22 protein-coding genes are annotated in these 24,548 nt (G+C 55.3%); 10 read left to right on the forward strand and 12 right to left on the reverse strand.

What is annotated here, in order from left to right; genetic code table 11:
- Positions 1-4: 4 nt before the first annotated feature.
- Genes ACP9M6_RS03315 through ACP9M6_RS03325 form a run of 3 tightly spaced genes read left to right on the forward strand, consistent with a single transcriptional unit; the run spans position 5 to position 2,739 of the window.
- The gene (locus ACP9M6_RS03315; RefSeq protein ID WP_427453426.1) at positions 5-541 is read left to right on the forward strand and encodes a hypothetical protein; all 537 of its coding nucleotides are present in this window, start codon (positions 5-7) and stop codon (positions 539-541) included.
- 17 nt (positions 542-558) lie between these two features.
- Complete coding sequence (locus tag ACP9M6_RS03320; protein ID WP_427453428.1) at positions 559-996, forward strand: HIT family protein; 438 nt, start codon at positions 559-561, stop codon at positions 994-996.
- 3 nt (positions 997-999) lie between these two features.
- Positions 1,000-2,739: a dipeptidyl-peptidase 3 family protein gene (locus ACP9M6_RS03325; RefSeq protein WP_427453430.1), complete on the forward strand. Its 1,740-nt coding sequence runs from the start codon at positions 1,000-1,002 to the stop codon at positions 2,737-2,739.
- Between the two features lie 5 nt (positions 2,740-2,744).
- Here the strand turns inward: ACP9M6_RS03325 and ACP9M6_RS03330 are convergent, their stop codons facing one another.
- The 6 genes from ACP9M6_RS03330 to ahcY all read right to left on the reverse strand — a co-directional run bounded on the left by ACP9M6_RS03330 (position 2,745) and on the right by ahcY (position 10,167).
- Positions 2,745-3,233 (reverse strand): hypothetical protein, encoded by a 489-nt coding sequence (locus tag ACP9M6_RS03330; protein WP_427453432.1) that lies wholly within the window; start codon positions 3,231-3,233, stop codon positions 2,745-2,747.
- Positions 3,234-3,247: 14 nt separating this feature from the next.
- Positions 3,248-5,545 carry a phosphoenolpyruvate--protein phosphotransferase gene (ptsP, locus tag ACP9M6_RS03335; RefSeq protein ID WP_427453434.1) on the reverse strand — a complete coding sequence of 766 codons (2,298 nt, stop codon included), beginning with the start codon at positions 5,543-5,545 and terminating at the stop codon, positions 3,248-3,250.
- 56 nt (positions 5,546-5,601) lie between these two features.
- On the reverse strand, positions 5,602-6,177 hold the full coding sequence (gene rimM / locus ACP9M6_RS03340) for a ribosome maturation factor RimM (protein ID WP_427453436.1): 576 nt from the start codon (positions 6,175-6,177) through the stop codon (positions 5,602-5,604).
- Positions 6,174-7,406, reverse strand: a complete 1,233-nt coding sequence (locus tag ACP9M6_RS03345) for a cyanophycinase (protein WP_427453438.1) — start codon at positions 7,404-7,406, stop codon at positions 6,174-6,176. The genes rimM and ACP9M6_RS03345 overlap by 4 nt, the downstream gene beginning before the upstream one ends.
- A gap of 58 nt (positions 7,407-7,464) precedes the next feature.
- Positions 7,465-8,664: a methionine adenosyltransferase gene (gene metK, locus ACP9M6_RS03350; protein ID WP_427453440.1), complete on the reverse strand. Its 1,200-nt coding sequence runs from the start codon at positions 8,662-8,664 to the stop codon at positions 7,465-7,467.
- A 93-nt stretch (positions 8,665-8,757) separates the two neighbouring features.
- Positions 8,758-10,167, reverse strand: coding sequence for an adenosylhomocysteinase (ahcY, locus tag ACP9M6_RS03355; protein WP_427453442.1), 1,410 nt, complete (start codon positions 10,165-10,167; stop codon positions 8,758-8,760).
- Between the two features lie 220 nt (positions 10,168-10,387).
- On the opposite strand from ahcY, the gene ACP9M6_RS03360 reads away from it, so the two are divergent.
- Together ACP9M6_RS03360 and ACP9M6_RS03365 are read left to right on the forward strand one after the other, a co-directional pair.
- Positions 10,388-11,365 (forward strand): glycosyltransferase family 2 protein, encoded by a 978-nt coding sequence (locus ACP9M6_RS03360; protein WP_427453443.1) that lies wholly within the window; start codon positions 10,388-10,390, stop codon positions 11,363-11,365.
- The gene (locus ACP9M6_RS03365) at positions 11,366-12,886 is read left to right on the forward strand and encodes a phosphomannomutase/phosphoglucomutase (protein WP_427453445.1); all 1,521 of its coding nucleotides are present in this window, start codon (positions 11,366-11,368) and stop codon (positions 12,884-12,886) included.
- Here ACP9M6_RS03365 and ACP9M6_RS03370 read toward each other — a convergent pair whose 3' ends face one another.
- Positions 12,887-13,243: a hypothetical protein gene (locus ACP9M6_RS03370; RefSeq protein ID WP_427453447.1), complete on the reverse strand. Its 357-nt coding sequence runs from the start codon at positions 13,241-13,243 to the stop codon at positions 12,887-12,889. It abuts the gene before it with no gap.
- A gap of 122 nt (positions 13,244-13,365) precedes the next feature.
- Between ACP9M6_RS03370 and ACP9M6_RS03375 the strand changes: the two genes are divergently transcribed.
- A complete protein-coding gene (locus ACP9M6_RS03375) occupies positions 13,366-15,090 on the forward strand; it encodes an alkaline phosphatase D family protein (protein ID WP_427453448.1) in 1,725 nt (574 codons plus the stop codon).
- Here the strand turns inward: ACP9M6_RS03375 and ACP9M6_RS03380 are convergent.
- On the reverse strand, positions 15,050-16,018 hold the full coding sequence (locus ACP9M6_RS03380) for a sterol desaturase family protein (protein ID WP_427453450.1): 969 nt from the start codon (positions 16,016-16,018) through the stop codon (positions 15,050-15,052). The two genes, ACP9M6_RS03375 and ACP9M6_RS03380, sit on opposite strands and share 41 nt — an antisense overlap.
- A gap of 145 nt (positions 16,019-16,163) precedes the next feature.
- On the opposite strand from ACP9M6_RS03380, the gene galU reads away from it, so the two are divergent.
- Both galU and ACP9M6_RS03390 read left to right on the forward strand, forming a co-directional pair.
- Positions 16,164-17,045 carry a UTP--glucose-1-phosphate uridylyltransferase GalU gene (gene galU, locus ACP9M6_RS03385; RefSeq protein ID WP_427453452.1) on the forward strand — a complete coding sequence of 294 codons (882 nt, stop codon included), beginning with the start codon at positions 16,164-16,166 and terminating at the stop codon, positions 17,043-17,045.
- Between the two features lie 3 nt (positions 17,046-17,048).
- Positions 17,049-18,311, forward strand: coding sequence for an APC family permease (locus ACP9M6_RS03390; RefSeq protein WP_427453454.1), 1,263 nt, complete (start codon positions 17,049-17,051; stop codon positions 18,309-18,311).
- Here ACP9M6_RS03390 and ACP9M6_RS03395 read toward each other — a convergent pair.
- Positions 18,283-19,242, reverse strand: a complete 960-nt coding sequence (locus ACP9M6_RS03395; RefSeq protein ID WP_427453456.1) for an NAD-dependent epimerase/dehydratase family protein — start codon at positions 19,240-19,242, stop codon at positions 18,283-18,285. The two genes, ACP9M6_RS03390 and ACP9M6_RS03395, sit on opposite strands and share 29 nt — an antisense overlap.
- Before the next feature lie 28 nt (positions 19,243-19,270).
- On the opposite strand from ACP9M6_RS03395, the gene ACP9M6_RS03400 reads away from it, so the two are divergent.
- Entirely contained in the window at positions 19,271-20,404 is a 1,134-nt protein-coding gene (locus tag ACP9M6_RS03400; RefSeq protein WP_427453458.1) for an AGE family epimerase/isomerase, read from the forward strand.
- On the opposite strand, the gene ACP9M6_RS03405 is transcribed toward ACP9M6_RS03400, so the two are convergent.
- Positions 20,401-20,985 (reverse strand): hypothetical protein, encoded by a 585-nt coding sequence (locus ACP9M6_RS03405; protein ID WP_427453459.1) that lies wholly within the window; start codon positions 20,983-20,985, stop codon positions 20,401-20,403. The genes ACP9M6_RS03400 and ACP9M6_RS03405 overlap by 4 nt on opposite strands.
- Positions 20,986-21,108: 123 nt before the next feature.
- On the opposite strand from ACP9M6_RS03405, the gene ACP9M6_RS03410 reads away from it, so the two are divergent.
- Positions 21,109-21,702, forward strand: coding sequence for a hypothetical protein (locus tag ACP9M6_RS03410; RefSeq protein WP_427453461.1), 594 nt, complete (start codon positions 21,109-21,111; stop codon positions 21,700-21,702).
- On the opposite strand, the gene ACP9M6_RS03415 is transcribed toward ACP9M6_RS03410, so the two are convergent.
- Entirely contained in the window at positions 21,688-23,601 is a 1,914-nt protein-coding gene (locus tag ACP9M6_RS03415) for an Hsp70 family protein (protein ID WP_427453463.1), read from the reverse strand. The genes ACP9M6_RS03410 and ACP9M6_RS03415 overlap by 15 nt on opposite strands.
- Entirely contained in the window at positions 23,598-24,527 is a 930-nt protein-coding gene (locus tag ACP9M6_RS03420) for a hypothetical protein (protein ID WP_427453465.1), read from the reverse strand. Before ACP9M6_RS03420 ends, ACP9M6_RS03415 begins: the two co-directional genes overlap by 4 nt.
- Between the last annotated feature and the right edge of the window lie 21 nt (positions 24,528-24,548).

Consider the following 24,548-nt stretch of genomic DNA (forward strand, 5'->3'; position numbering starts at 1 on the left):
AATCTTGCTCGTCATTTTTCAACGCTATAATAATTTACCCGCGGCACATGTGGAGTTCGCAACGCTCGCGGCGGGCGGGTTTCACCCCAGTTTTCAGAACCAGCATCATAGTCTCCAATGTGGTCTGTATTTTACTGCATTTGGCGGGTTGATTATCACGGTTCCCGCTTCGGAATATGCTGCGGCAAAGGTTTTCCTCGCCGATATGCAAGCCGCTAAAGTTATAGAGGCCGAAGATATAGATAACATTCCCGAACGGCGCTTTGGTAAATGGAAAACCGGAACTTTTTTTTCGTTCTTATACGGATTTATCCTGCCGTTTTTCCTCATGCCGTTCTGGCTTCAAATTCTCGGATATGTCATTTTCTGGGCGTGGATGACAGTCTTCTGGATGGGTGAATTGACTTTAGAGATATGGCCGTATGGCATTTATGCTTTCTCGCTGCTCATCATACCTTTGGTAATGAGCTCTATAATTCTCCACGCAAAACACTATGCTGCACCAAAGCTACGGGATAATATTATCTCGACATCTGAATAGATTAGGAAAGACGTCTCATGAGCCTCGACGGACAGTATGACGAGCAAAATATTTTCGCGAAAATTTTGCGGGGAGAAATGCCTTGTGCGAAAGTTTATGAAGATGGCGGGACGCTGGCCTTTATGGATGCGTTTCCGCAATCGCGCGGACATGTGCTCGTCATTCCGCGCAATCCCTCCCGTAATCTGCTGGAGGTCGCGCCCAAGGATATTGGCCGTCTTTTCGGTACAGTGCAGCGCGTCGCGACGGCTGTGCGATCAGCCTTAAAACCTGACGGAATTGTCGTCACGCAATTTAACGGTGCGCCAGCCGGACAAACCGTTTTTCATTCCCACGTTCACATCATTCCCCGTTATGACGGTGAAGCCTTGGCAGGCCATGCGGCGGGCGAAATGGCCGATACGGACGAGTTAAAAACACTCGCGGAACAGATCCGCAATGCATTGGAGGCATAGATCATGCGCAAATATTTAACGACAATTGCAATTGCAGCGCTCATCGCAGGCTGTTCGAAAAAAGAGGCAGAGGTTGAGATCAGCGATGTCGATGCGCCCGCCAGCCAAGCTGAAACAAACGCACCGCAAGATACATCCAACCCGGAAACGGAAGTGTCTGACCTCAACACCGAAGCGGGCTCCAAAATCGAGCAGCAATATACAAAATTTGCCGAAGTTCAGATGAATCCCGATACGGCGTTTCTCTCGGATTCGGAACGGGCCGTTGTCAATAAATTGATCGAGGCGAGCGATTACCTCTCGCAAATCTACCTACTCCAACGGGGCGAGACTTATCCAGCGCTGCGCACGGAAATCAAACGCGCAGGCACGCCCTTGCAACTCGCCATGTTTGATCTCCATTACGGTCCCTGTGACGGGCTTGAAGAGGATTATGTCTTTGTCGAAGGTGCGCGCTGCCCCGAAGGTGCAGGGTTTTATCCCGAGGACATGACGCGAGACGAGTTTGAGGGTTGGATCAAGGCCAACCCCGCAGACAAAGCCGCCTTCACTTCCGGCTACACGGTTATTCGCCGCAATGATGAAGGTGGATTAAAAGCCGTGCCCTATCACGTCGAATATAAAGCCTTCCTTGAGCCCGCAGCAAAACTCATGCGCGAAGCCGCTGAAATATCTGAGAATGCCAGCCTCAAGAATTTTCTCAATTTACGCGCGGACGCCTTCCTGACGGATGATTATTTTGCGTCTGAAATGGCGTGGATGGATCTGGACGGAAATATCGAAATCGCGATTGGCCCTTACGAGGTCTATGACGACCAACTCTTCGGTTATAAAACCGCCTATGAGAGTTTCGTGACCGTCAAAAATCCGGAAGAGAGCGCGGCGCTGTCCAAATATAAAGATTACCTGCGCGATATGGAAGCCAACCTGCCCGTGCCGGAAAGCTATAAGAATTTCGGACGCGGCTTCGAGTCACCCATCGCCGTAACTTACCAAGTCCACGGCGGCGGCGATAATGAGAACGGCGTACAAACGATTGCGTTTAACTTGCCTAATGATGAGCGGGTCCGGGAAGCCAAGGGCGCAAAGAAGGTTATATTAAATAACGTGCTCGGTGCGAAATATGACCGCATCCTGTCCCCGATTGGTGAACGTGTCCTCGTCCCCGAACAGGCGGACCTTACGGCGAAAAAATGGATGAGCAATAATACGCTGTTCCACGAGCTCTCTCACTCGCTGGGACCCGGCACGATAAGTGTTGATGGTGTCGATACGACTGTGAATGCGCAATTAAAAGAGCTCGCCTCGGGCCTGGAAGAAGGCAAAGCCGATGTCATGGGCGCGTATAATATTCTCTATATGATGGATCGCGGCGAGTTGGATATTGCGGATAAGAACGCGTTTCTTGCGACCTATTTCACAGGTAAATTCCGCTCCATGCGCTTCGGCACGGGCGCAGCCCACGCCAAGGGCGCGGCCTTCCAATATAATTATTTCCGCGAAGTCGGAGCCGCCGAATGGTTGCCTGAGGAAAAACGGTTCCGTCTCGATTTTGAGAAATTGGAACAGGCGATTTCAGACCTGGTCGGGAAAGTCGTCATGATCCAAGGCGACGGAAACTACGATCAGGCGAAAGATTTCCTGGATGAATATCTCCCACTGGACGAGGCCGCGGAAACTGTACTCGGCAATTTGGACGATATTCCCTATGATATCCGTCCGGTCTATCCGGAAGAGATTTAAATGATTTAGCCGGCCTGAGAGAAGCTCAGGTCGGCGCCATCTTCAAATTCGATCTTGGCGCGGCAATCGGCGTCATCTTCTTTACAGAGGACTTCCGGTACGGTGATCGTCTCAAAGGCGTCACAACTTTGGCCCTCTAAAATCACGCGGGCTTCTGACGCCATACCGGATTCGGCGACGGGGGCGAACATATTGCCCTTTGTGTCTTCACCTGGTCCTGTGACATCAAACCCGATCATGGTGACGCTGACATCGCCCTCCAATCCGTTTTCAATGCGGATGGGCACGATACAGGCGCGAGGTTCCGAGACGGGGTCCTGCAAAACAACACGGACTTTGCCGTCTTTCTGAACCGCATCGTCAACGGCTTGAACGGAAGCGTCCGGCGCGCCGCGCTCTGCCTCGACGGCAATATCGCTGTCCACAGAGGGCTGACAGGCGGTGAGGCTGATGAGGGATAGCGTGGCGACGGTTTTCAAAAATAAAATCTTCATAATGACTATACGCCTCAAACGGGGATTGCGTTGCGTGTGCAGTAATCCTGCACGATTTCGCGCAAGGAGGACAGACGGGATTCGACATTGATATGCGGTTCCAATGTCGCGCTCAGATCCGCTGCGTCGAGTTTCAGGAGGGCCGCTTTCACGGGTCCAATCCCCGTCACGGGCATGGAGAGCGTGCGGTAGCCGAGCGCGGCAAGCGTAATCGCCTCAAGCGGGCGGCCTGCAATTTCGCCGCAAACGGAAACGGGTGTATTATTCCGGTCACATTGATGCGCGATGAATTTCAGCACAGACAACGCCGCCGGATGAAGCGGATCATAGCGGTCCGACACGCGGGCATTATCGCGGTCGGCGGCAAAGAAAAACTGCATGAGGTCATTGGCCCCGACACTCACGAAATCCGCATGGTCGCAGACGGCGGAGACTTGCCACGCGAGAGACGGCGTTTCCAACATGACGCCAACTTCAATTTTCTTGGGCAGAGTCAGCCCCAAATTCACGGCGCGTTCGACCTCTCGGTCAAACAAGGCGCGGGCCTCTATCATTTCGTCCACGGTCGTCACCATGGGGAACATGACCCGCAAATGCGCGTCCGCCCCCGCGGCCACAAGCGCGCGAAGTTGGTACCGCATCAGCCCGGGACGGTCCAAGGCAATTCGTATCGCGCGCCAACCAATAGCCGGATTTTCTTCGGGGACGGGGTCGATATAGGGCAGGATTTTATCACCGCCCAAATCCAATGTTCGGAAGGTCACGGGGCGCTCCCCTGCCGCCTGAATGGCGCCCTGATAAAGCGCGGTTTGTTCTTTCAGTTTCGGCATAAAATCCGAGACCATGAATTGGAATTCTGTCCGGAACAGGCCGATACCGTCCGCGCCCGCTTGATCGAGTTGCGGGAGATCGACGAGCAATCCCGCATTTAACTGCAATGAAATTTTTCGGCCATCACGCGTGATAGCGGGTTGATCTTTCAGCGCGTCATAGGCTTTCGTCAACTCGCCCTTGACTGTCATGCGGAGTTTAAACCCGTCAATAATGCTCTCCACTGGGCGGACGTGAACCGTGCCCGTTTCGCCGTCCAAGAGGACATCATCGCCCGTTTCAATCAGATCGAGAATACCTTCGCATCGCCCGACCAGTGGGATGCCCAGTGCCCGACATATAATCGCAGCGTGAGAGGTGGCGGACCCTTCCTCCAACACGATCCCTTTTAATTGTTTCCGGTCATAATCCAGCAATTCAGCAGGGCCGAGCTCGCGGGCAAAGATGATCGCGTCATCCGCAATCGTCCGGTTTCCGGGTCCGACCTTTTCCCCGGACAAGGCGCGGATCAGGCGATTGGCAAGGTCTTCCAAATCATGCAGGCGCGCGCGCAAATAGGGGTCCCGTGCCTTCATCAACCGCGCCCGATGTTCATTTCGCACGCGTTCTACAGCCGCCTCTGACGTCAGGCCCGAGGAGACGGCCTCCCGCAATCGCCCAACCCATTTCCGGTCATAGGCAAACATGCGGTAGGTCTCGTAAATCTCTTTAGACGCACGGGACAGCGAAGCCGCCTCGCCGGAGACCATGGCATCAACACTGGCGCGAAGAACCGCAATACCCTCTTCTAATCGCGCCTGCTCTTCCGACACATCTTCGGCGAGGAGGTTAGCGGGCGAAACAGGCGGCAGGTGCAAATGCGCCGTGCCGCGATTTAATCCCGGCGCGAAGGCTTTGCCTTCCATCGTTTCGGGCCTGACGGGCGCGAGTGTGATGCCCTTCAACTTACCCTTTTTCCCACCGACGCGTTCATCATCAATAATGATTTCGGCGAGGACCATGGCAACGGTCAACAAGTCTTCAACCTCGGCCTCGGTGAAGGTGCGCGATTGTTTGGATTGGACGACCAGAACGCCTAGCGTTCGACCGCCCCGCAGGATCGGAACGCCGAGGAAGCTGTTAAAAGGGTCTTCGCCCGTTTCCGGTCGGTAGGAAAAAAGCGGATGACCCGGCGCATCAGCGAGGTTGAGCGGCCGCGCCGTTAGGGCGACATGGCCGACCAGACCTTCGCCAGGCTTCATCCGGGTTTTATGGACAGCTGATTTCTTTAGGCCTTCCGTGGCAGACAGTTCCAATTCTGCGCCCGGGCGCAGTAAATAGATCGACGCCACCCGCACACTCATCGCGGATTGGATAGCCGTCGCAAATCCGTCGAGCCGTTCCTGAACAGATTCGGTTCCGGCCATAGCCTCCCGTATCGCGCGCATGAGTGGCGGCGGATGGCTTTCGGGTTTCGACGATTTGAGTTTATCTTGAGTCACAACGGCTCCTTAGCAGGATGCGCGGCAGAAAGCTTACAGAATTCTATGAAGACCCGTTAATCCAATGTGGGTGTCGCGGATTTGGGCGCGCTCTCATTCGGATCGCGGCCATTTACGGCCTCTTCGATATGGATGATGACGCGTCCCGCCTTCAGATCGACTTTCGGCACGCCCGCTTTGGTAAAGGGGTGAAACCAACTGGCCTGTTTTTCGGCGGATTTAGGCGGTTGGATTTCCAACATGTCACCCGCACCAAATTCATGGACGGCCTTGATCGTCCCCGCCCGTTTGCCGTCACTCGTTTTGACATCAAGACCGACAAGGTCAGCATAGTAAAAATAATCCTCATCGTCAGTGTCGGGCAGTACATCGCGCGGCACATAAAGCAGCGTGCCCTTCATTTCTAAAGCCTGTTCCCGTGTCGTAATTTCGGGGGAGCGCATGGTGAAGTCTTTCCCGACAGGACGCGGGTTTTTCGGTGTGAGAATAACGGATCCGTCCTCACCCAACAACGGACCATAGGCGGAAAAGTCTTCCGGCACTTGCGTATAGGATTTCACCTTTACGGCGCCATGCACGCCATGCGCTCCCGCAATGACGGCAACGCAAACCAGTCTGGAGTCCATACTCATTCGACAATCTCCTTATACGCCATCCTAATGGGGCGAATATCAAACTCTATATTTTTAATTGTGTAACGTCCCTCACCGGAAGAGCCGCGCCCCCAATGCCCACTAGCCTCTGGCGGTTGGGTGAAGCGGTAAATAAGGCCCTGATCGGAACCGTCGAAACTCAGGCGTTCAATCACTTTGCTGTCCGCATTATCAATTAGCCCCTCACCGATGACGTCCTGCAACATCTGTCCCGCGACCGCCATACCGCCACCGAACGAACGCGCTGTCGAGATATATTCATTCCCGACGGTGGCAGCTTTCCAAGCTGCAGGATTGATGTCGAGCGTTTTGAGGTCAATCTTATCCCCTGCGCTTACAAGCTGCAGTGTAACGTCGGAGATAGCGACATGATGGTCCGACATAAGTTTTCGTTTAGCGTTTCGGGCATCTATGATTGTCACATAGTCGGTCCCCGTAATCTTCGCCATTCCGTCGTGATTGATGATAAGCGCCGTATCCTCATCAACGCCAAAGCCGACCCGATTATCTATTTCGAACACAGCCATTGCCAAACGTCCGAGGCGGGCGCGCTCACCGAAATGTTGATCGATAAGACCGCCTTTGAGAAAACCGAGTCCCTGTGCCACTTCCAAAAGCTCGCCGGAGTCTTCACCAATCAGCGCACCCAAACTATCGCCCTGCAATATCATGCGCTCACTCATAATCGCAGCGCCTGCACTCGTGCCGCCAATCGCTGCGCCATTCGCATAGGCGGTGCGGATGGCGGAGAGGGCGGGTGTGTCCTGCCCGTTTTCGAGGAGGAGCTGAGTCGTTCGCGCCTGATCCCCGCCCGTGAACCAGAAGGCGGCGGCTGAGCTTAATTGATTAACTACATTCGAATTTTGGGCGTTATCGGCCCAATCGGACTCGTCTACAGATCCCGTTGATAGATCATCACGAAGCGCGAGAGGTGCGATTTCAATCCGGTTTTTGGGGACACCATAGTTCAGGAGCGTTTTCCGAACAGCTTCGGCTGATTGCACAGGCTGCCCAGAGGCAGACGGAATGATAACGATGGGTCCAGTTGATTTCGCGGACGCAATAAAATCAGACCAGATTTCGGCTGCATCAGCCTGTAGTCCACCCCCGACAATGAAGAGTGGGCCTTTAGAAATAGTGTCCTGCGCTGTCGCGTCCGGAATAGCGTTCAGAAGACAGGTGCATGTAATGACAATCCAGTGTTTCATGGACATTATCTAGCGCTTTGAAATTTATCAGGCCACGTCAAAGGACATGCCATTAGGATTAAAGCTTCGCCTTAATCTCATCAACCAAGTCCGTTTTCTCCCAGCTGAACTCTCCATTCGGGCCAGGGTCGCGACCGAAATGACCATAGGCGGCGCTGGGCGCGTAGATGGGTTTATTCAGGTCGAGATGTTTACGGATTCCGCGCGGGGTGAGGTCCATGACTTGGCGGATGATTTTCTCAATCTTATCGCCTTTAATCGGGTTATTATCATCGACATTGACGTAAATTGACGTCGGTGTGGCGACACCAATCGCGTAGCTGACCTGAATTTCCACCCAGGGCGCAACGCCTGCCGCGACGAGGTTTTTCGCGAGATAGCGTGTGGCATAGGCGGCGGAACGGTCGACCTTTGTCGGGTCTTTGCCGGAAAACGCGCCGCCGCCATGCGGGGCCATGCCGCCATAAGTATCGACGATAATCTTACGCCCCGTCAGACCCGCATCCCCATCCGGTCCACCAATGACGAATTTGCCCGTCGGGTTGATGTGAAAAATCGTATTATCCGTAATCCAGCCTGCGGGCAAAACTTCCTTGATGTAAGGCTTCACGCGGTCCGCAATCGCACGGCTGTCGAGCGAGGCATCCAGATGCTGCGTGGAAAGCACAATCGCCGTCGCCTCGACCGGGCGGCCATTATGATATCGCACAGTCACTTGTGATTTGGAGTCCGGGCCGAGCCAATCCTGTCCTTCTTGCTTTCTGGCCTTGGCCAAACGCTCAAGAATTTTATGCGAGTAATGTACGGGTGCTGGCATTAAATGTCCCGGCACATCGAGTGACGCATAGCCGAACATAATACCCTGATCGCCCGCGCCTTCTTCTGCATGAAGGCCTGTTCCATTATCAACACCCTGCGCAATATCGACAGATTGCGGATGGAGGAGCACATCGATGTCGGCATGTTTCCAATGGAAGCCGTCCTGCTCATACCCGATATCTTTGATCGCTTCGCGGGCCAGCGCTTCGATACGCTCGGGCGTGATGGAAGACGGGCCGCGCGTTTCGCCCGCAATGACAACTTTATTCGTCGTTGTCAGCGTCTCGGCCGCGACGCGAACCTGCCATGGGTCCATGCCCTCGCTGATGGCTTCACGGAAATAGAGATCGACGATTTCGTCGGAAATGCGATCTGACACTTTATCCGGATGTCCCTCGGAGACGGATTCGGATGTGAACTCGTAGGATTGGCGGCTCATGGTTTGTGTGTCCCCGGCTTGACCCGGGTTCTGGTTCGACCGGGCCGTGAAATCGATGGAGACCCCGGGTCAAGCCCGGGGACAGGCGATTAATTAATAACGGTAATGCTCAGGCTTGAACGGACCTTCGGGTTTGACGCCGATATAATCCGCTTGCTCCTGACTCATTTCCGTCAGCTTCACGCCGATTTTTTCGAGATGGAGGCGCGCAACCTTCTCGTCCAGATGCTTCGGTAGCATATAGACTTTATTTTCGTATTTCTTCGTTTTCGCATGCGCATCTTCCCACAACTCCATCTGCGCGAGAACTTGGTTCGTGAAGCTCGCCGACATGACAAAAGACGGATGGCCCGTCGCATTACCGAGGTTCAGCAGGCGACCTTGGCTGAGCAGAATCATGCGATTGCCACCCGGGAAGGTGATCATATCAACTTGGTCTTTGATATTCGTCCATTTATGATTCTTCAGCGCAGCGACCTGGATTTCATTATCGAAATGACCGATATTCCCAACAATCGCCATATCTTTCATCTCGCGCATATGGTCGAGACGGATGACATCCTTATTACCCGTCGTCGTGATAAAGATATCGGCGTCGGCGACTGTGTCTTCCAGCGTCGTAACTTCGTAGCCGTCCATCGCGGCTTGCAGCGCACAGATGGGGTCGACTTCAGTGACCTTCACACGTGCACCCGCGCCGCGAAGAGACGCGGCAGAGCCTTTACCAACATCGCCGTAACCCAGAACGACAGCCGTTTTACCGGCCATCATTGTGTCGGTCGCGCGGCGGATACCGTCGACGAGCGATTCCTTACAGCCATATTTATTGTCAAATTTTGATTTTGTGACTGAGTCATTCACATTGATTGCGGGGAATGGAAGGCGGCCTTCTTCCTGCAATTGATAGAGGCGGTGAACACCTGTTGTCGTTTCCTCAGATACGCCAACAATGTCGGCCTTTGTTTTTGTGAACCAGCCCGGAGACGCAGCCAGACGTTTCTTGATTTGCGCAAAAATCGCAGCTTCTTCTTCTGATCCCGGTTCGCCCTCAATGAGGTGTGTTTCACCGGCCTCAACGCGCGCGCCGAGAAGAACGTAAAGCGTCGCATCGCCGCCATCGTCGAGGATGATATTCGCGCCTTCGGGGAAGAGGAAGGATTTGTCGAGATAATCCCAATGCTCTTCCAGCGTCTGACCTTTAATCGCAAAAACAGGTACACCGGATTCGGCAATCGCCGCCGCCGCATGGTCCTGCGTGGAATAAATATTGCACGACGCCCAACGGACGTCCGCGCCCAGGGCTGTCAGCGTTTCAATCAGAACGGCGGTCTGGATCGTCATGTGAAGTGAGCCGACAATCCGCGCACCTTTAAGCGGCTTTTCTTCACCGAACTCTTCGCGCAACGCCATCAGGCCCGGCATTTCTGTCTCGGCGATATCAAGTTCCTTACGGCCATATTCGGCCAAGCTGATGTCTTTTACGATGTAATCTTGCTTGCTCATGGGAGAGGCGTCCTGTCTAAAAATTCGGTCTTATATTTGCGCGCGACTTACGTGGGATGGGCCCTAACGTCAACATATAAAGATTTCATTATATGATATCGCATTCGTGACTTCGCGAATGAAAACAGCTAGGGAGCGATTGAAATAAAGGTCAAATACCATTCCCGATATCTCCGTCATTATCGTCAATTTCAACGCCGCCGCTTATCTCTCACGCTGCGTGGAAAGCGTGCTGGCGCAGACCGATTCGGATTTCGAGTGTTTCATCATCGATAACGGGTCGACCGATGGGTCACTGGAAACGTTACCGGAACTGGATGACCGTTTCAGGATTATGGCGATGGGCGAGAATCTGGGCTTTGCTGCCGCGAATAATCGCGCGGCGGAGCGGGCCTCCGGTGACTGGCTAGCGCTGCTCAATCCCGATGCATTTGCCCGCCCTGATTGGTTGAAGCAGGGACTAGCCGCAACCAAATTTTTGCCCGGCACGGCCATGGTTGGCAGCACGCAATATATGGCGGAGGAGCCGAAGTTATTTGACGGGCTCGGCGATGAATATCACGCCTTTGGTTTGGCGTGGCGGGCAGGTCACCTGCATCCGGTGGCCCCGATCAAGACGCGTCAAGCCTTCGGGCCATGTGGTGCGGGCGCGTTTTACAAGCGCGAAGTCTTTCTTGAACTGGGCGGATATGACGAAGCCTTTTTCTGCTACCACGAGGATGTCGATCTCGCCTATCGCATGCGCTTGGCGGGTTATGTCTGCGTGCAGAGTGCAGAGGCGAAGATTGATCATGTGAGTTCCGGCATCTCCGGGCGCGCGTCGGATTTCGCCGTCTATCACGGGGTCCGCAATCGTGTCTGGACGTTTTTCAAGAACACGCCGCTGCCGCTGCTGCCGCTGCTCCTTATTCCGCATATCGGCACCTGTATGGCGCTCCTCTTCTGGAGCTCCATTCGTGCGGGGCGGTTCAAACCGACCTTTCGCGGGACATGGGACGGGTTCTTCACGCGTCCGAAAAGCCGGACCCCGAAAATCAAACGTCAGGTCGCCCTGAAAGACCTGTTGAGTAATTTCGGCTGGGACCCGCGCAAAGTCATCCGCCGTGATATTGTTCGCGCAGCCCCCATTGACATGGCATTGCACTTGCGAGAGCAGCCATTAAAGACATCTCAAAATCAGTCATCGGAGCAGACATAAATGTCCCGCAAACCCGTCCCCGCCATTCCCGCCAATACGCTGGAATTTGAAACGCTGCCCCTCGTCAAGCCGACGGGATTTCGCGAATATGATGCGCGCTGGTGGTTTGGCCTGCCGACGGAAGAGAAGCCGTCCGAATTAAACCTCTACGGTGTGCAGGCTCTTGGCGAGGGTCTTGGTACGCTGATGCATGAACGCGGCGTCGATCCAAATATCGCGGTCGGTCACGATTTCCGTCACTACTCCCTCGGCATTAAGATGAGCCTGATTGCGGGGCTGATGAATGCAGGCGTCAACGTCCATGATATTGGCCTCGCCATTTCGCCCATGGCCTATTTCGCGCAATTCCATCTGGACTGTGCGGGCGTGGCGATGGTCACGGCGTCCCATAACTCCAATGGTTGGACCGGCGTGAAGATGGGCATCGAAGCGCCGCTGACCTTTGGCCCGGACGAAATGGCACGTTTGAAAGACATCGTGTTAAACGGCAAAAGCGTGGCGCGCGAAGGTGGCTCCTACCGCTACGTCGACGGGGTACGTGAAGCCTATATCAATGATGTTGTCGGGGACGTGAAACTCTCCCGCCCGATCCGCGTTGTCGCGGCTTGCGGGAACGGCACGGCAGGCGCCTTTGCCGAAGAAACCTTGAAACGTATTGGCGCGGATGTTGTCCCAGTCGAATGCGATCTCGACTGGTCCTTCCCGAACTACAATCCGAACCCCGAAGCGATGGAAATGCTCCACGCGATGCGGGATGCGTGTTTGGAGAATAAAGCCGAAGTCGCCTTGGGTTTTGACGGTGACGGCGACCGCTGCGGCGTGGTCGATAATACGGGCGAAGAGATTTTCGCAGACAAGGTCGGCGTGATGCTCGCCCGGGACCTGTCGGAAATCTATGACGATGCGCAATTCGTCGTCGATGTGAAATCAACGGGCCTATTCAATACGGACCCCGTTCTGAAAGCCAATGGCGCGAAGACGGATTATTACAAGACGGGTCATTCCTATATCAAACGTCGCGTCAATGAATTGGACGCGCTGGTCGGATTCGAGAAGTCCGGCCACTATTTCTTCAATGCGCCCATCGGACGCGGCTATGATGACGGGCTCGTCTCCGCCATCGCCATCCTGCAAATGCTCGACCGCAATCCTGACAAGACAATGGCGGACCTGCGCGAAGCCCTGCCCAAGACCTGGGGCAGCCCGACCATGTCACCCTATTGCGCGGATGAAACGAAATATGGCGTCGTCGAGCAAATCATCGCGGAAGCCAAAAAAGATGCTGAGGCGGGCATGACGATTCTCGGTCAGAAAATCGTGGATGTGAACACCGTGAACGGCGTGCGCTTAACGTTAGAAGACGGAACATGGGGCCTGATGCGCGCCAGCTCCAACACGCCAAATCTGGTCGTCGTCGTAGAAAGCCCCGCGTCAGAGGAAAACATGATCGGCATGTTCCGCGAAATCGAACGCCGCCTTGCGCAATATGACGAAGTCGGTGAGTTTGATCAGAAGATTTGATTAAGTCCAAGCCCGCCAGCAGACAAAAGCAAGCGGCAACAGCCCGACCATGTCTGTCACAGCAATTTTTCTTAATGCCCCTTCGGGCAGGCCTGCCCGGACATAGACGACCAAAAAGCCGATCATGCTGATACATAAAACCAAAGCCGCGAGGCGACGGGCATCTACTGAGAACATCGCATATATCGCCGCCACGCAAACCGCGAGAAACAGCGCGCCGCGATGAATGAGTAGCACGCCCAAATCACCTTGCGGCGGAAGGCCGTAAAGTTTTTGCACCAAGCCCGACGCAAAGAAAGCCAGAGCGGGCGTTAGATGTACGAGGGCGAGACTGGCCCAGGCAAATTTTGTCAGCATTTCCATAAACTAGTAGATGCAAGTTATCTACGCTGTTTCAATGATGTCACAGGTCATCAGGGACTGCGCTCCATGCGCCTCAAAAGACTGGCTGTCTGGTCTGAGAGGTTCTAAACAAACCCATGGACAGTAAATTAACACGACGTGGACTTTTGGGATTGGGGGCTGGCGCAGGGCTGGCCGCCTGTTCGTCACCCGCATATATCACTGGCAGAAATGAAGGTGCAGCGGCCGAAGGGGCCTTCGCGCATGGCATTGCGTCCGGTGACCCTGCGACCGATTCCATCATCCTTTGGACGCGTGTGACGCCTGAAACTGACGGCGATATCGACGTCATCTGGGAGATGGATCAGGACGCTGATTTCAACTCTCTTTCCGCCTCGGGGGCTTTTACAACCAATGCTGTGCGGGATTATACGGTCAAGGTTGAGGCGACAGGTCTGGATTCGGACACGCGCTATTATTTCCGGTTTCGGACGGGCGATGCGGTTTCAGCCACAGGACAAACGAAAACACTCCCCGACGGCGATGTCTCGAAACTTCATTTCGCCATCGTGTCCTGCGCGAATTGGGAACACGGCTATTTCAATGTTTATGACGCTATTTCCAAGCGCGCGGAGACTGACCCCTATGATGCACTGATACATCTAGGCGATTATTATTACGAATATGGTCCGGCGGAGACACCGGAACTGGCAGACCGCGTCCATATTCCCCCGCATGAAATTGTCGAGCTTTCAGATTATCGCACACGCCATGCGCAATATCGATCCGACGCGGCCTTGCAATCTGCAACGGCGGCCATGCCACTCATCGCGGTGTGGGACGACCATGAGACAACGAATGACAGTTGGAAGACGGGCGCGGAAAATCACCAGCCCGAGACGGAGGGCGATTGGGACGTCCGGCGTCAGGCCGCCCTGCGCGCCTATTACGAATGGATGCCCATCCGCGAACCAAAAGCGGGGCGCGTGCGCGAGGAGATTTACCGCAATTTCGATTTCGGAAATCTGGCCAGCCTGACTTGCGTCGAGACACGTCTGACCGCGCGGTCGGAACCGCTCATTCCTGAAAATGATATTGCAGAAATAGATATTGAGGGCGGGGCTGAGAGATATAAGGCCGAGAAGCTCTATGCGCCCGACCGCGAAATGTTCGGGCAGGACCAGCAGGATTTCATCATTGACGCGCTGTCCAAATCAAAAACTGACGGTCGGCCGTGGCGCCTGCTCGCCAATCAGGTAATTATGGGACGATTGCTGACACCGGATTTCACACCCTATATTCAAGAAGACACTCTCGCCGAGTTAGAAACATTCTGGGCGGGCGTGCGGGATTTCCTGACCCTGTCGAAATATAATATGCCCGTCTATCCGGACAGCTGGGACGGCTACCCTGTTGCGCGGGAAAACTTTTACGCTGCGCTGAACGAAGCAGGCATCAATGATATGCTGGTCCTGACGGGGGATGCGCATGAATTTTGGGTCAATGAGTTGACCTCGGAAGCAGGTACAAAAGTAGGGATGGAACTCGTGACATCATCTGTCTCGTCGAAAACGCTCACGGCCTATATGGGCGAGGCGACGGCGGATCATAATCTGTTGCTGACGCAATCCAATACGGATGCGCGGTATTACAATGCGCTGCTGAACGGGTTTATCGACCTGACTCTGACCGAGAAAAAGGCCTCCGTGAAAATGGTCGCCGTGACTTCTGTCACCTCCCGCGAGTATGAGAGTTTTGATGCGGCGCGATTCACGCTGCGCAAATCGGGCGACACCATTAAGGTGAAATCACCCAAAGGCCTCAATCTGAAACAGCGGGCCCTGTTTCACGGGATTGGCTAGGTAATCCGGGCCGTCCCGCCATGTGTGGGTTGGCGGCCACATATGCGGCCTTGATATCAGCTGAGGACAGACGCGAGCCGTCATGGGAATAACCGGGCGGCGCGAAGAGATATTTCAGCCGCGCCCCGAGTGAGCGTTGCGGGCCAAAGGCGTCTTTCACGGCGGCGTACATTTCGGCGAACGCAATCTTGATCGGATTATAGGTCCCGACATTTTTCACGAGGCCGTATCTGATCTCGGTCGTCTCATCTTCCGGCACAAAACTGCCAAACATCTTGTCCCAGATGATAAAGATACCTGCATAATTCGAATCCAGATATTGCGGGTTCGTCCCGTGATGGACGCGGTGATGGGACGGCGTGTTCATCACGGCCTCGAACCAGTGCGGCAGCTTCTTGATGACTTCCGTATGGACCCAATATTGATAAAGCAGATTAATCGCCCCGACAAAGCCCAGCAGGAGAGGATGAATACCAAGAAAAACGAGCGGCGTAGAGAGCAGGACAAAGCCCGTAAAATGATTATTCCAGGGCTGCCGCAACGCCGTTGAAAGATTATAATGTTCACTACTGTGATGGACGACATGCGCCGTCCAGAACCAGCGGATGCGGTGTGCGGCGCGGTGTTTCCAGTAATATAGAAAATCCTGTGCAATCAAGGCGAGGAGGATAACGGGCAAACTGATGCCCAGATCAATCAAACGGAATTGCCACGCCCACATCAGGACCGCGAGACTGATAAATCCCATCGCCAAATCGGAGACGAGATTTCCAAACCCCATCAACATAGAGGTCAGCGCGTCTTTCGTTTCGTACCGACCCGCGACTTTACCCCGCGCTACAAACCACCATTCCAAGGCAACCGTAATCGCGAAAAACGGTACGGCCCAAGCGAGGATCAATGGAAATGTCGGTGCATCAATTGGCATGATCAGAAGGTCTGACTAACAGGACACGGTGTCAATACGGGCTATCACCGCATCTTGCAGGCGGGGCAGAAAGAAATGATTTCTCAAGACACTTCGATTATGACGTGACACAGTCAAACGCCTTCATTTGCAGAGATTGCACGCCATGAAACCCGTCACAAAAGCCGTTCTACCCGTTGCCGGTTTTGGCACACGCGTGTTGCCTGCCACGAAAACCGTGCCAAAGGAAATGCTGACAGTGGTGGACCGACCGGCCCTGCAATATGTCGTAGACGAAGCGATTGAGGCGGGAATTGAGCATTTCGTCTTTGTCACCGCGCGCGGGAAAATCGCGATCGAGGATTATTTCGATACTGCCTATGAATTGGAAGACGCGCTGGAGCGTAAGGGTAAGACGGATATTCTGGACCGTCTGAAATCCAAACAACCCCGTGAAGGCACGATGAGTTTCGTGCGCCAGCAACAGGCTAAGGGGCTGGGTCATGCCGTGTGGTGCGCCCGAGATATTATCGGGGACGAACCCTTTGCCGTCCTGCTGCCCGACGTCCTTATCCAATCCGAACATTCGTGCCTTGCCCAGATGATGGATGCCTATCACGAGGTTGGTGGGAATATTATCGCTGTTGACCCTGTTCCGGATGAGCGCGTGTCCTCTTATGGCGTGATCAAACCGAAAGCGGGCGCCGATAAATCGCAAAAACTGATTCCCATGGACGGAATGGTAGAAAAACCCCCCGTTGCGGAAGCGCCGTCCAACTTGAAAATTACGGGGCGGTACATCCTGCAACCCGAACTCATGTCTCTCCTCAAAGACCAAGCCGCAGGCGCAGGTGGAGAGATTCAGCTGACCGATGCCATGGCGAGATTAATGCAAGAGCAGGATTTCCACGCGGTGCGCTATGACGGGCAAGATTATGATTGTGGCTCAAAGCTTGGTTATTTCGAAGCCGTCATGGCCTTTGCTCGCGACCATGCGGATATTGGCGCAGGAGCCAGAGAGATGATCCAGCGCTTTGCGAAGGGCTAGGGTTTGTCCGACGCATTAAAGCGAACGGTTGGCCTGCCCGGCGCGGTCCTTTTGGGATTGGGTTCCATCCTCGGGACCGGGGCCTTTGTCGGACTCGGATTCGCCGTCGGGATTTCAGCGACGCTCGCCCCGATTGCCCTCCTCTTCGCAGGGTTACTGGCCGGATGTAACGCGATGTCCAGCGCCCAGCTCGCCGCCGCCCATCCGGTCAGTGGCGGCACTTATGCTTATGGGTATAAATATCTCTCCCCGACGGCGGGGTTCACAGCGGGGACCTGTTTCCTGCTAGCCAAATCGGCGAGCGCGGCTGCAGCAGGATTAGGGTTAGCCGCTTACCTGCTGCCGCAGATCGGATTGGGCGCCCTGCAGAATAATATTGTCGGCGCGGGATTGATCCTACTCATCACCGCTTTTGTCGCGCTGGGTTTACGGCGGGCCAATCTTTTGAATACAGTTTTAGTGACGTTTACTTTGGTGGCCCTCATTTGGCTGTGCATTTCGGCGACACTAACAATTGAACCGCCACGCGACGCCAGTTCTCGGCCGGTATCGCCGCCCGCGTTTTTAGAATCTATTGCGCTCCTCTTTGTCGCCTTCACGGGTTACGGGCGCATCGCAACGCTGGGCGAAGAAGTCACCGACCCGCGCCGCACAATTCCGAAAGCGATACTCGCGACGATCTTTATCTCAACCGCGCTCTATTTTGCGCTCATGCTGTCGGGTTTGAATGTGTTGGGCGCGGCAGGGTTCGCGGACGCGACGCGGGACACAGAAGCACCCCTACGGGCGGTTGCGGATGAACTAAAGCGCTCTCCCCTGATATTGGCGGTTTCCATCGCAGCGGGCACGGCCATGGCGGGGGTTGCGCTGAACCTCCTCCTCGGTCTCTCCCGTGTCGTCCTCGCAATGGGGCGTCAGGGCGATCTCCCGAAATTACTCGCGCAATTGAATAAATCGTCTGAACCGGTTCGGGCCGTCTGGTTGGTCGGTATTGCCATAGCGCTGATCGCGCTATTTGGCGGATTAAAACTCGTCTGGAGTTTTTCGGCTTTCACGGTCTTGGTCTATTACAGCCTGACCAATCTCTCGGCGCTTCGCCTGCCGAAGGAAGACCGTCTCTATCCCCGCCTATTCAGTTGGCTGGGCCTATTCGGATGCGCGGGATTAAGTGTGTTCGTGGATTGGCGGGTGATTGTTTTAGGCAGCGCTCTTATTCTGGTCGCGCTCGGCCTGCGCGCTATTTTATCCAATCGCGGTACCACGTAACAAAACGCTTAAGTCCATCATGGAGGTCTATTTTTGGTGCAAAACCGAAATCCCGTTGCGCCGCAGAAATATCAGCGAAGGTCGCGCGCACATCCCCGGCCTGTTGCGGCTGAATATCCGTGACGGCTTTGCGTTCACAGGCCGTCTCAACCGCGCTCACAAGATCCATGAGCCTATTTGGCGCGGAATTACCTAGATTATAAATCACGTGACCGTCTGGCGGCGTTGCGATGATTTTTGGCAGCACGTTCACGATATCGTTCACAAATGTAAAATCGCGTTGCATCATCTCCGGCGCGAATAATGTGATCGGGTCGCCCGCCAAAATCTTCTGCGTGAATATCCAATAGGCCATATCGGGACGTCCCCATGGCCCGTAAACCGTGAAGAAGCGAAGCCCTGTCTGCGGAATATCGTAAAGCCGCGCATAGGACTCCGAGATCATCTCACCGCTCAATTTCGTGGCGGCATAGAGCGAAGCGGGTTCCCGCACGCGGTCCGTTTCCTTAAATCCGTCCCCCGGTTCCCGTTCCCCATAAACGGAGGAAGAACTTGCATAAGCGACGTGCTCGACCGTTCCGGCATGCCGCGCATATTCCAGCACATTTAAATGCCCCATGACATTCGAGCGGACGTAGGAGTGGGGATCTTCGAGGCTGTACCGCACGCCCGCTTGCGCCGCGAGGTGCAGGATATGTGTTATGGTTTCCCCTTTTAGCGTTGTTTCCAACGCACCCTGATCCGCCAAATCCAGCTCATGAAATGTAAACCCGTCCAGCTTTTTCAGCTCCGCCAGACGCGCCTGTTTCAGCGCGGTATCATAATAGCTGTTTAGATTATCAACGCCGATCACGCGGTGTCCCTCTGCCAAGAGACGACGGGCGGCGTGAAAGCCGATAAATCCTGCAGCGCCGGTTAAGAGAATATCCATAGGGGCCGCATAAGCGGTATAGGCACAAATGGCCAATTCAATTAACGGCACGACCATGACACCGCGTAAAGACAATTTGAAACACAGCTCAGACCGCCTGACCAAATGGGTCAGTGAAAAAGCGCTGCCCCTCTGGGCAGAGCGGGCACAACTGCCGACGGGATGTTGGGTAGAACATTTGAATCTGGACGGGACGCCCGATCTCTCTGCGGAACGTCGTTGGCGGGTTCTCGCGCGCCAAGTCTATGTCTATGCGAAAGCAACGCAACTCGGCTGGACTGACGGTCGGGCCGTTGCGGAACGTACTTACGCCAAAATGCGAGAGACGGGTTATGTCCACCGCGTCGGGATGGATGGCGTCACGAATAACGAGACGCGCGATCTTTACGATCATGCCTTCTATATTCTCGCGGCCAGCAGTCTCTACGCATTGACCCGCGATACAAAATATCTCGCAGATGCCGAAGCTTTGTTAAGCTGGCTTTACCGCGATATGGCCCACCCTTCAGGCGGCTGGAAAGAAACAGATCAGTCGACCCTCTCTGACCCGCGTCGCCAAAACCCGCATATGCATTTGCTGGAAGCCAGCCTGTTCTTGCATAACATCACGGGTGAGGCGAAACATCTGCGATATGCGCGAGATGTCTTCAAATTATTCGAAAATCATTTTTACGATGCAGGCACTGTCAGCGAATTTTTCGAGGCCGATTGGACCTTGGCCAGCGGCAATCATGGGCAGACGAATGAACCGGGCCACGCCGTCGAATGGGTCTGGCTGTTAGGGCAATATTCTAAAGCGACAGGCACGGATGTGTCTCACTATCAGAGTGAACTTTATAGCTGCGCCATACGGGGTCGCGATATTTTCCTCAATGACGAGGAAGATAAATCCGGCGAGGTTCGCCGCGAGACGAAACGGTTATGGGTCCAAACGGAAGTTATCAAAGCCCATCTCGCCATGGCCGAGCGTGGCGTCGCGGGAAGTCGCGATATGGCGGCGGCGACCATTGACGCCTTGTTCCCGACCTACCTGACGCCCGAAGGATTGTGGAACGACCAAATCAATGCCTGCAATGCCAATATCGCCAAGACTATTCCGGTCAGCACGTTTTATCACATTCTCTGCATGGCGTCAGAGGCGGAACGGATCGCCCAGCTTTAATTCGGCGCATCCAAAACCTCGACCCGCATCCGCATGACATCCATGGACCGCGCCTCCGCTGTCTCACCCGGCCAGATTGAGAAATAGTCCAGATCGGGGTCTGCCGTGCGTAGGCCGGGTTTAAATTCCATTGTATAATCCACCCAGCCCGGTTCCAGCACACGGCGCTTCCAGCCGCTATCGCCGGCTCCGGCAGAGAAATAGGCCATGTCGAATTCGTCTAGCGGATTAATGCGGGAAGGCCGCGCGGTAATTGTCATCCGCAACTGACGCCCGGAAAAGGCCCGCTCATAATCCGGTCCCAGCGGCGCGAATATGCCCGGCCCGGGCGGCAGGTTCGCCCGCGCGGTTGTCGAGGTCAGACGCGCAAAGGCGGGCTCATCGGCGACTGCGGCATTAAATACTGCCTGTGTTCCGGGTTGTTCAGTCAGGCGGGCGAGATCTTCGCCCTCCATGAGATAGCCTTCCGTCCAAATCAGCTCGTCGGACAAGTCCACTTGCTGCGCGAAAGAGAGTGCAAAGAACACCATACCAAGCGCGATGAGCGCGGCGACGGGGTAGAAAAAACGGTCTTTCAACATGGGAAACTGTGCGCACGATCTGCAAGACGCCCTTTCAGGGCCGGTTCAGCCTGTCCATATCATAAGTTTACAACGGAAAGCCATGCCATAAGTTTGGCCCCTGCCGTGTTTAAGGAGATCGTCATGTTTCGCCTAATTTTTGTAACGTCCCTGCTGCTCGTCCCTGTTCTGGCTTTTGCCCATCCGCATAAGACCCCTGATCCGGAAGACGAGATCGAGATCATCATTGTCGAAGATGATGTTATGAGCGGCGGGGAGCTGACGGATAAGTTGGACGAAAAACTCTCCAAACACCGCGTCATCATCGCGAAATCCATGTCCAAAGTGAAACGCAATCTGGATAAAAATCAGGCCAAGGCCGATGGTGATTTCTCTGAAGAGGTGGAAGCTGTCGCCGAGGCCCTGGAAGAGGTGTTTGCCGATGATGGCCTTTTCAAAGACCTGACCCTCATGTTCAGCGACTTTGCCGGCGATGTGGATGTCGAGCGCGAGGACGGCGTCACGGTGTTAAAATTTGACGGTGCGACTGTCGGTAAAATCGCTAAGTCCAAGACACGTAATAGCGAAGACAGTCTTTCCATTTCCGGCCTCGGTCAGAACCTGACACTGGACCGCGAGACAATTGTGGAAGACGGGAAATCTAAGACCCGCATTGTCATTGAGATGGAGGGCGGGGACGAGATTGATATTACGCTGCCAAAACTAGACGAGGAATAGCACCGCGCGTTCATCGGCGCGTTCCCGCAAGGCATTGCCGAGCATATCCGTCAACTCACCCGAAAAACGCTCGGATGCGGCCTCGCGCCATGTTGTTTGAACAGCTTTGATTAGCTCGGACCTCTGTTTATTCACCGCGAGTTTAATCCGGCCATCCGTCAGAATTTGCCGGGCCATAATGGGCAGTTTCGCACTCCGCATTTTACCCGACAGCGCTTTCTTCCCGAACAGATAGGTGCCGCCCAACATCGCCCCGCCGACCAGAATACCGACCGGGTTCAGGAACAGCGCCGCAAAGACATTGGCATGGGCGAGCAGTGACCCGATGAGGACAGCAGAGAGCGTCGTCCCGACCAACGCCGTATCCGATTCCATCGACCCGACGGCAGGCATGGACAGGGACAACCCTTCCAGATGCCGCGCGACGTGCTGGCTGTCATTTAGGCTCAACACCATGGCGGGCAGACCGTGATCGCGGCAGAGCGGATCTGTGACCGTTTCAATATCGCGCTGCAATCCCGCGAACCAGACATCAATGACGGGCCGCAGGGCGGCTTGCGCCGCATCTGATCCCAACCACTCCGCAACGCGCTCATTCAATCCCGCCTCGACATCATCGAGACTTTTGACCTTCCCCGTCCGCCAATCGCGGAAGGCAGGCAGAATACAGGCCTCCGTAATCGCATCGACGAGCACGGGGGCGAGTGTCGCACCGAGATCGCCCGCCGCCTTTTCCGCCTTGGCCGCAATATCACCGTCCGCGCGGGTGTGGCGATCGACTTCGGATTTGAAACTGCCATGCAGATATTCGAACCGCCCGAGCCAGGCGAGACCACGTGCAATCGCGAATTCGGGTTCCGCGCCACGCACGACACGGGCTTTCGGGAAGGCTTTTTGCGTCGCGGGCAGAACGAGCGGCAAGCGCGACGCTCCGCCCGTCAGCAAGACTGTGTCAGGGGCACGACCGCCAAGATTCTCAATCGTTTCCGTCAGCGCATAATCAAAGGCTGAGCGCCAGCTATAGCCATGCAGCGCGGCCAAGGGCTTATCCAAAATCGCATCGGCATCCGCCTTATCAATACGAATATCGAACACGACACCTTTCCCGATGGGCAGGCGTTTCAGGAGCTCGACCGTCACCTCTTCGCCCGTGAAATAGGCTTCCTTCGCCTCGCGGCACCAAAATTCCATGATGGGGCGATAATGGGGATATTTCGCGATGAGCTGTTCAATCTTCTTGCGGTCTTTTTGCCGGGCTAAGTTTAATTCAAAAATTTCTGTATCCAGCAAGCCGGAGCCGAGGACATTATGTCCGACATCCTGTGCGTCGAGATCGCGGCAATAGGTGAAATCCGTCGTGGAGGATCCTATATCAACAATCAGAACAGACGCCCGCGTATCCTCGATAGACAGATAGCCCTGTTCCAACGCCGTCATCAGGGCGGCGCGGGATTCCGGCACGATGCGAACCGTTTTTAATCCGGCGGCATTGAACACATCACGGTAATCCTCCCGGTCTTCCGCGCTCCACCCGCTGGGGCATCCGACGATGAAACGACTGTCTTTCGCGCCGCGAATGGTCCCGTCCGCTTCCAATCCCGCGATCAGCGTTTTCGAGAATAATTCTGTCGGCGCGCGGACGGCGTCGACATCCAGATCGCGCGACTTGAACTTCACCGCGACATTGGCTTTCGGTCCCAGTGCGGCGAGGTTCAGCGCATCCGCGCCGATCTTCACGCCGGATTTATCCGTTGCGACAGCGGTGACGAAGCTGCGCCGTCCGCGCCATTCCAGGATTTCCGGCTCCCGCACCGTCGCGCCAAACGCCCGACCCAAGGCCGTTTCGCCGTGACCGAGATCAAAGCCGATGAATTCTTGCTGCACCGCTTTTTTGTTCATGACCGCACCCAGACCGTCCCGCGTCGCAGGACTGTGCCGTCTTCACGCAACAGGGCGGGCGCCGCCATTTCGATTTTCGCGCCCTCGCCCATGCCCGGCAATTCGTCGAAATATTCGCGCGTTTTGCGGTCATAGGTGACAACGGAAATCCCGCCACTCGCCAGCAAGCCCGGCAATTCCTTGCCAATTAATTCCATCGCGAAATCGCTGTCTTCCGCGCCGCCCGCTTCCAGCAGGTTCTGCAACAATGCGGCGAGGCGCGGCGTGTCCGCCCAGTGTGTTTCCGGTGTCGGCTCGGCGAGGCGCTCCAAGATCGCATCCGCCGTTTTCAGCGCGTCCATGATCTGTCCGACAAGGCCCGGCGCATCAGTCGTCAATCGCGCCTCTGCCGTGAATTGCCGCCCGCTTTGGTCTTCCAAGGCGGCGGGTGGCTTGGAGCGCGGGAGGAGCGCTAATAATTTCTTGAACCGCTTCGGCTCCAGCGTATGCAACGCCGCCAGCACGGCTGCGCTCAAAATCGCCAGACCCGAAGCTTGCACAACCCCAACAAGGGCCAGCACACCCGCCGCGCCGTAGAACAGGGTCGGCTGTCCCAACAGGCCCGCAATGCCGGTTGTGGGCGTGCCTGTTTCGACATAGGTCACTTCCGCCTGCGTAGCGCGGTCCAAGACGCCAGCGCCGGATTTCACGACCTCGATCAGCCACAGCCCCGCCTTTTGCAGCGCCGGATCTTCCGTAGTTCCCGCAAATCGTGCGGCCGCGCGGTCCAACGCGGACCGGACAGCGCCTACCGTTTGTGCGGGCGACATGTCCTCACGCAACGCCAATTGCAGAGCGTCCCGCTCGCCTGAAAATGCCGCAATGAGGGACGGTGCAGAGACAGACGTCACGGCAGGTTTCGCGAGGGATGTGGGGCCTTTGACCATAATAGGGATGTTGTAGGCGCA

Origin of the sequence: Litorimonas sp. WD9-15 (assembly GCF_050271975.1) — a bacterium.
In the GTDB taxonomy this organism is placed as follows: Bacteria; Pseudomonadota; Alphaproteobacteria; order Caulobacterales; family Maricaulaceae; genus Litorimonas.

Bases quoted from the DNA above. Each gene is read 5' to 3' on its own strand.
- ACP9M6_RS03320 (WP_427453428.1), top strand. From the start codon at position 559: ATGAGCCTCGACGGACAGTATGACGAGCAAAATATTTTCGCGAAAATT.
- ACP9M6_RS03325 (WP_427453430.1), top strand. From the start codon at position 1,000: ATGCGCAAATATTTAACGACAATTGCAATTGCAGCGCTCATCGCAGGC.
- ACP9M6_RS03330 (WP_427453432.1), bottom strand. From the start codon at position 3,233: ATGAAGATTTTATTTTTGAAAACCGTCGCCACGCTATCCCTCATCAGC.
- rimM (WP_427453436.1), bottom strand. From the start codon at position 6,177: ATGAGTATGGACTCCAGACTGGTTTGCGTTGCCGTCATTGCGGGAGCG.
- ACP9M6_RS03345 (WP_427453438.1), bottom strand. From the start codon at position 7,406: ATGAAACACTGGATTGTCATTACATGCACCTGTCTTCTGAACGCTATT.
- metK (WP_427453440.1), bottom strand. From the start codon at position 8,664: ATGAGCCGCCAATCCTACGAGTTCACATCCGAATCCGTCTCCGAGGGA.
- ahcY (WP_427453442.1), bottom strand. From the start codon at position 10,167: ATGAGCAAGCAAGATTACATCGTAAAAGACATCAGCTTGGCCGAATAT.
- ACP9M6_RS03365 (WP_427453445.1), top strand. From the start codon at position 11,366: ATGTCCCGCAAACCCGTCCCCGCCATTCCCGCCAATACGCTGGAATTT.
- ACP9M6_RS03370 (WP_427453447.1), bottom strand. From the start codon at position 13,243: ATGCTGACAAAATTTGCCTGGGCCAGTCTCGCCCTCGTACATCTAACG.
- ACP9M6_RS03375 (WP_427453448.1), top strand. From the start codon at position 13,366: ATGGACAGTAAATTAACACGACGTGGACTTTTGGGATTGGGGGCTGGC.
- ACP9M6_RS03380 (WP_427453450.1), bottom strand. From the start codon at position 16,018: ATGCCAATTGATGCACCGACATTTCCATTGATCCTCGCTTGGGCCGTA.
- galU (WP_427453452.1), top strand. From the start codon at position 16,164: ATGAAACCCGTCACAAAAGCCGTTCTACCCGTTGCCGGTTTTGGCACA.
- ACP9M6_RS03395 (WP_427453456.1), bottom strand. From the start codon at position 19,242: ATGGATATTCTCTTAACCGGCGCTGCAGGATTTATCGGCTTTCACGCC.
- ACP9M6_RS03400 (WP_427453458.1), top strand. From the start codon at position 19,271: ATGGCCAATTCAATTAACGGCACGACCATGACACCGCGTAAAGACAAT.
- ACP9M6_RS03405 (WP_427453459.1), bottom strand. From the start codon at position 20,985: ATGTTGAAAGACCGTTTTTTCTACCCCGTCGCCGCGCTCATCGCGCTT.
- ACP9M6_RS03410 (WP_427453461.1), top strand. From the start codon at position 21,109: ATGTTTCGCCTAATTTTTGTAACGTCCCTGCTGCTCGTCCCTGTTCTG.
- ACP9M6_RS03415 (WP_427453463.1), bottom strand. From the start codon at position 23,601: ATGAACAAAAAAGCGGTGCAGCAAGAATTCATCGGCTTTGATCTCGGT.
- ACP9M6_RS03420 (WP_427453465.1), bottom strand. From the start codon at position 24,527: ATGGTCAAAGGCCCCACATCCCTCGCGAAACCTGCCGTGACGTCTGTC.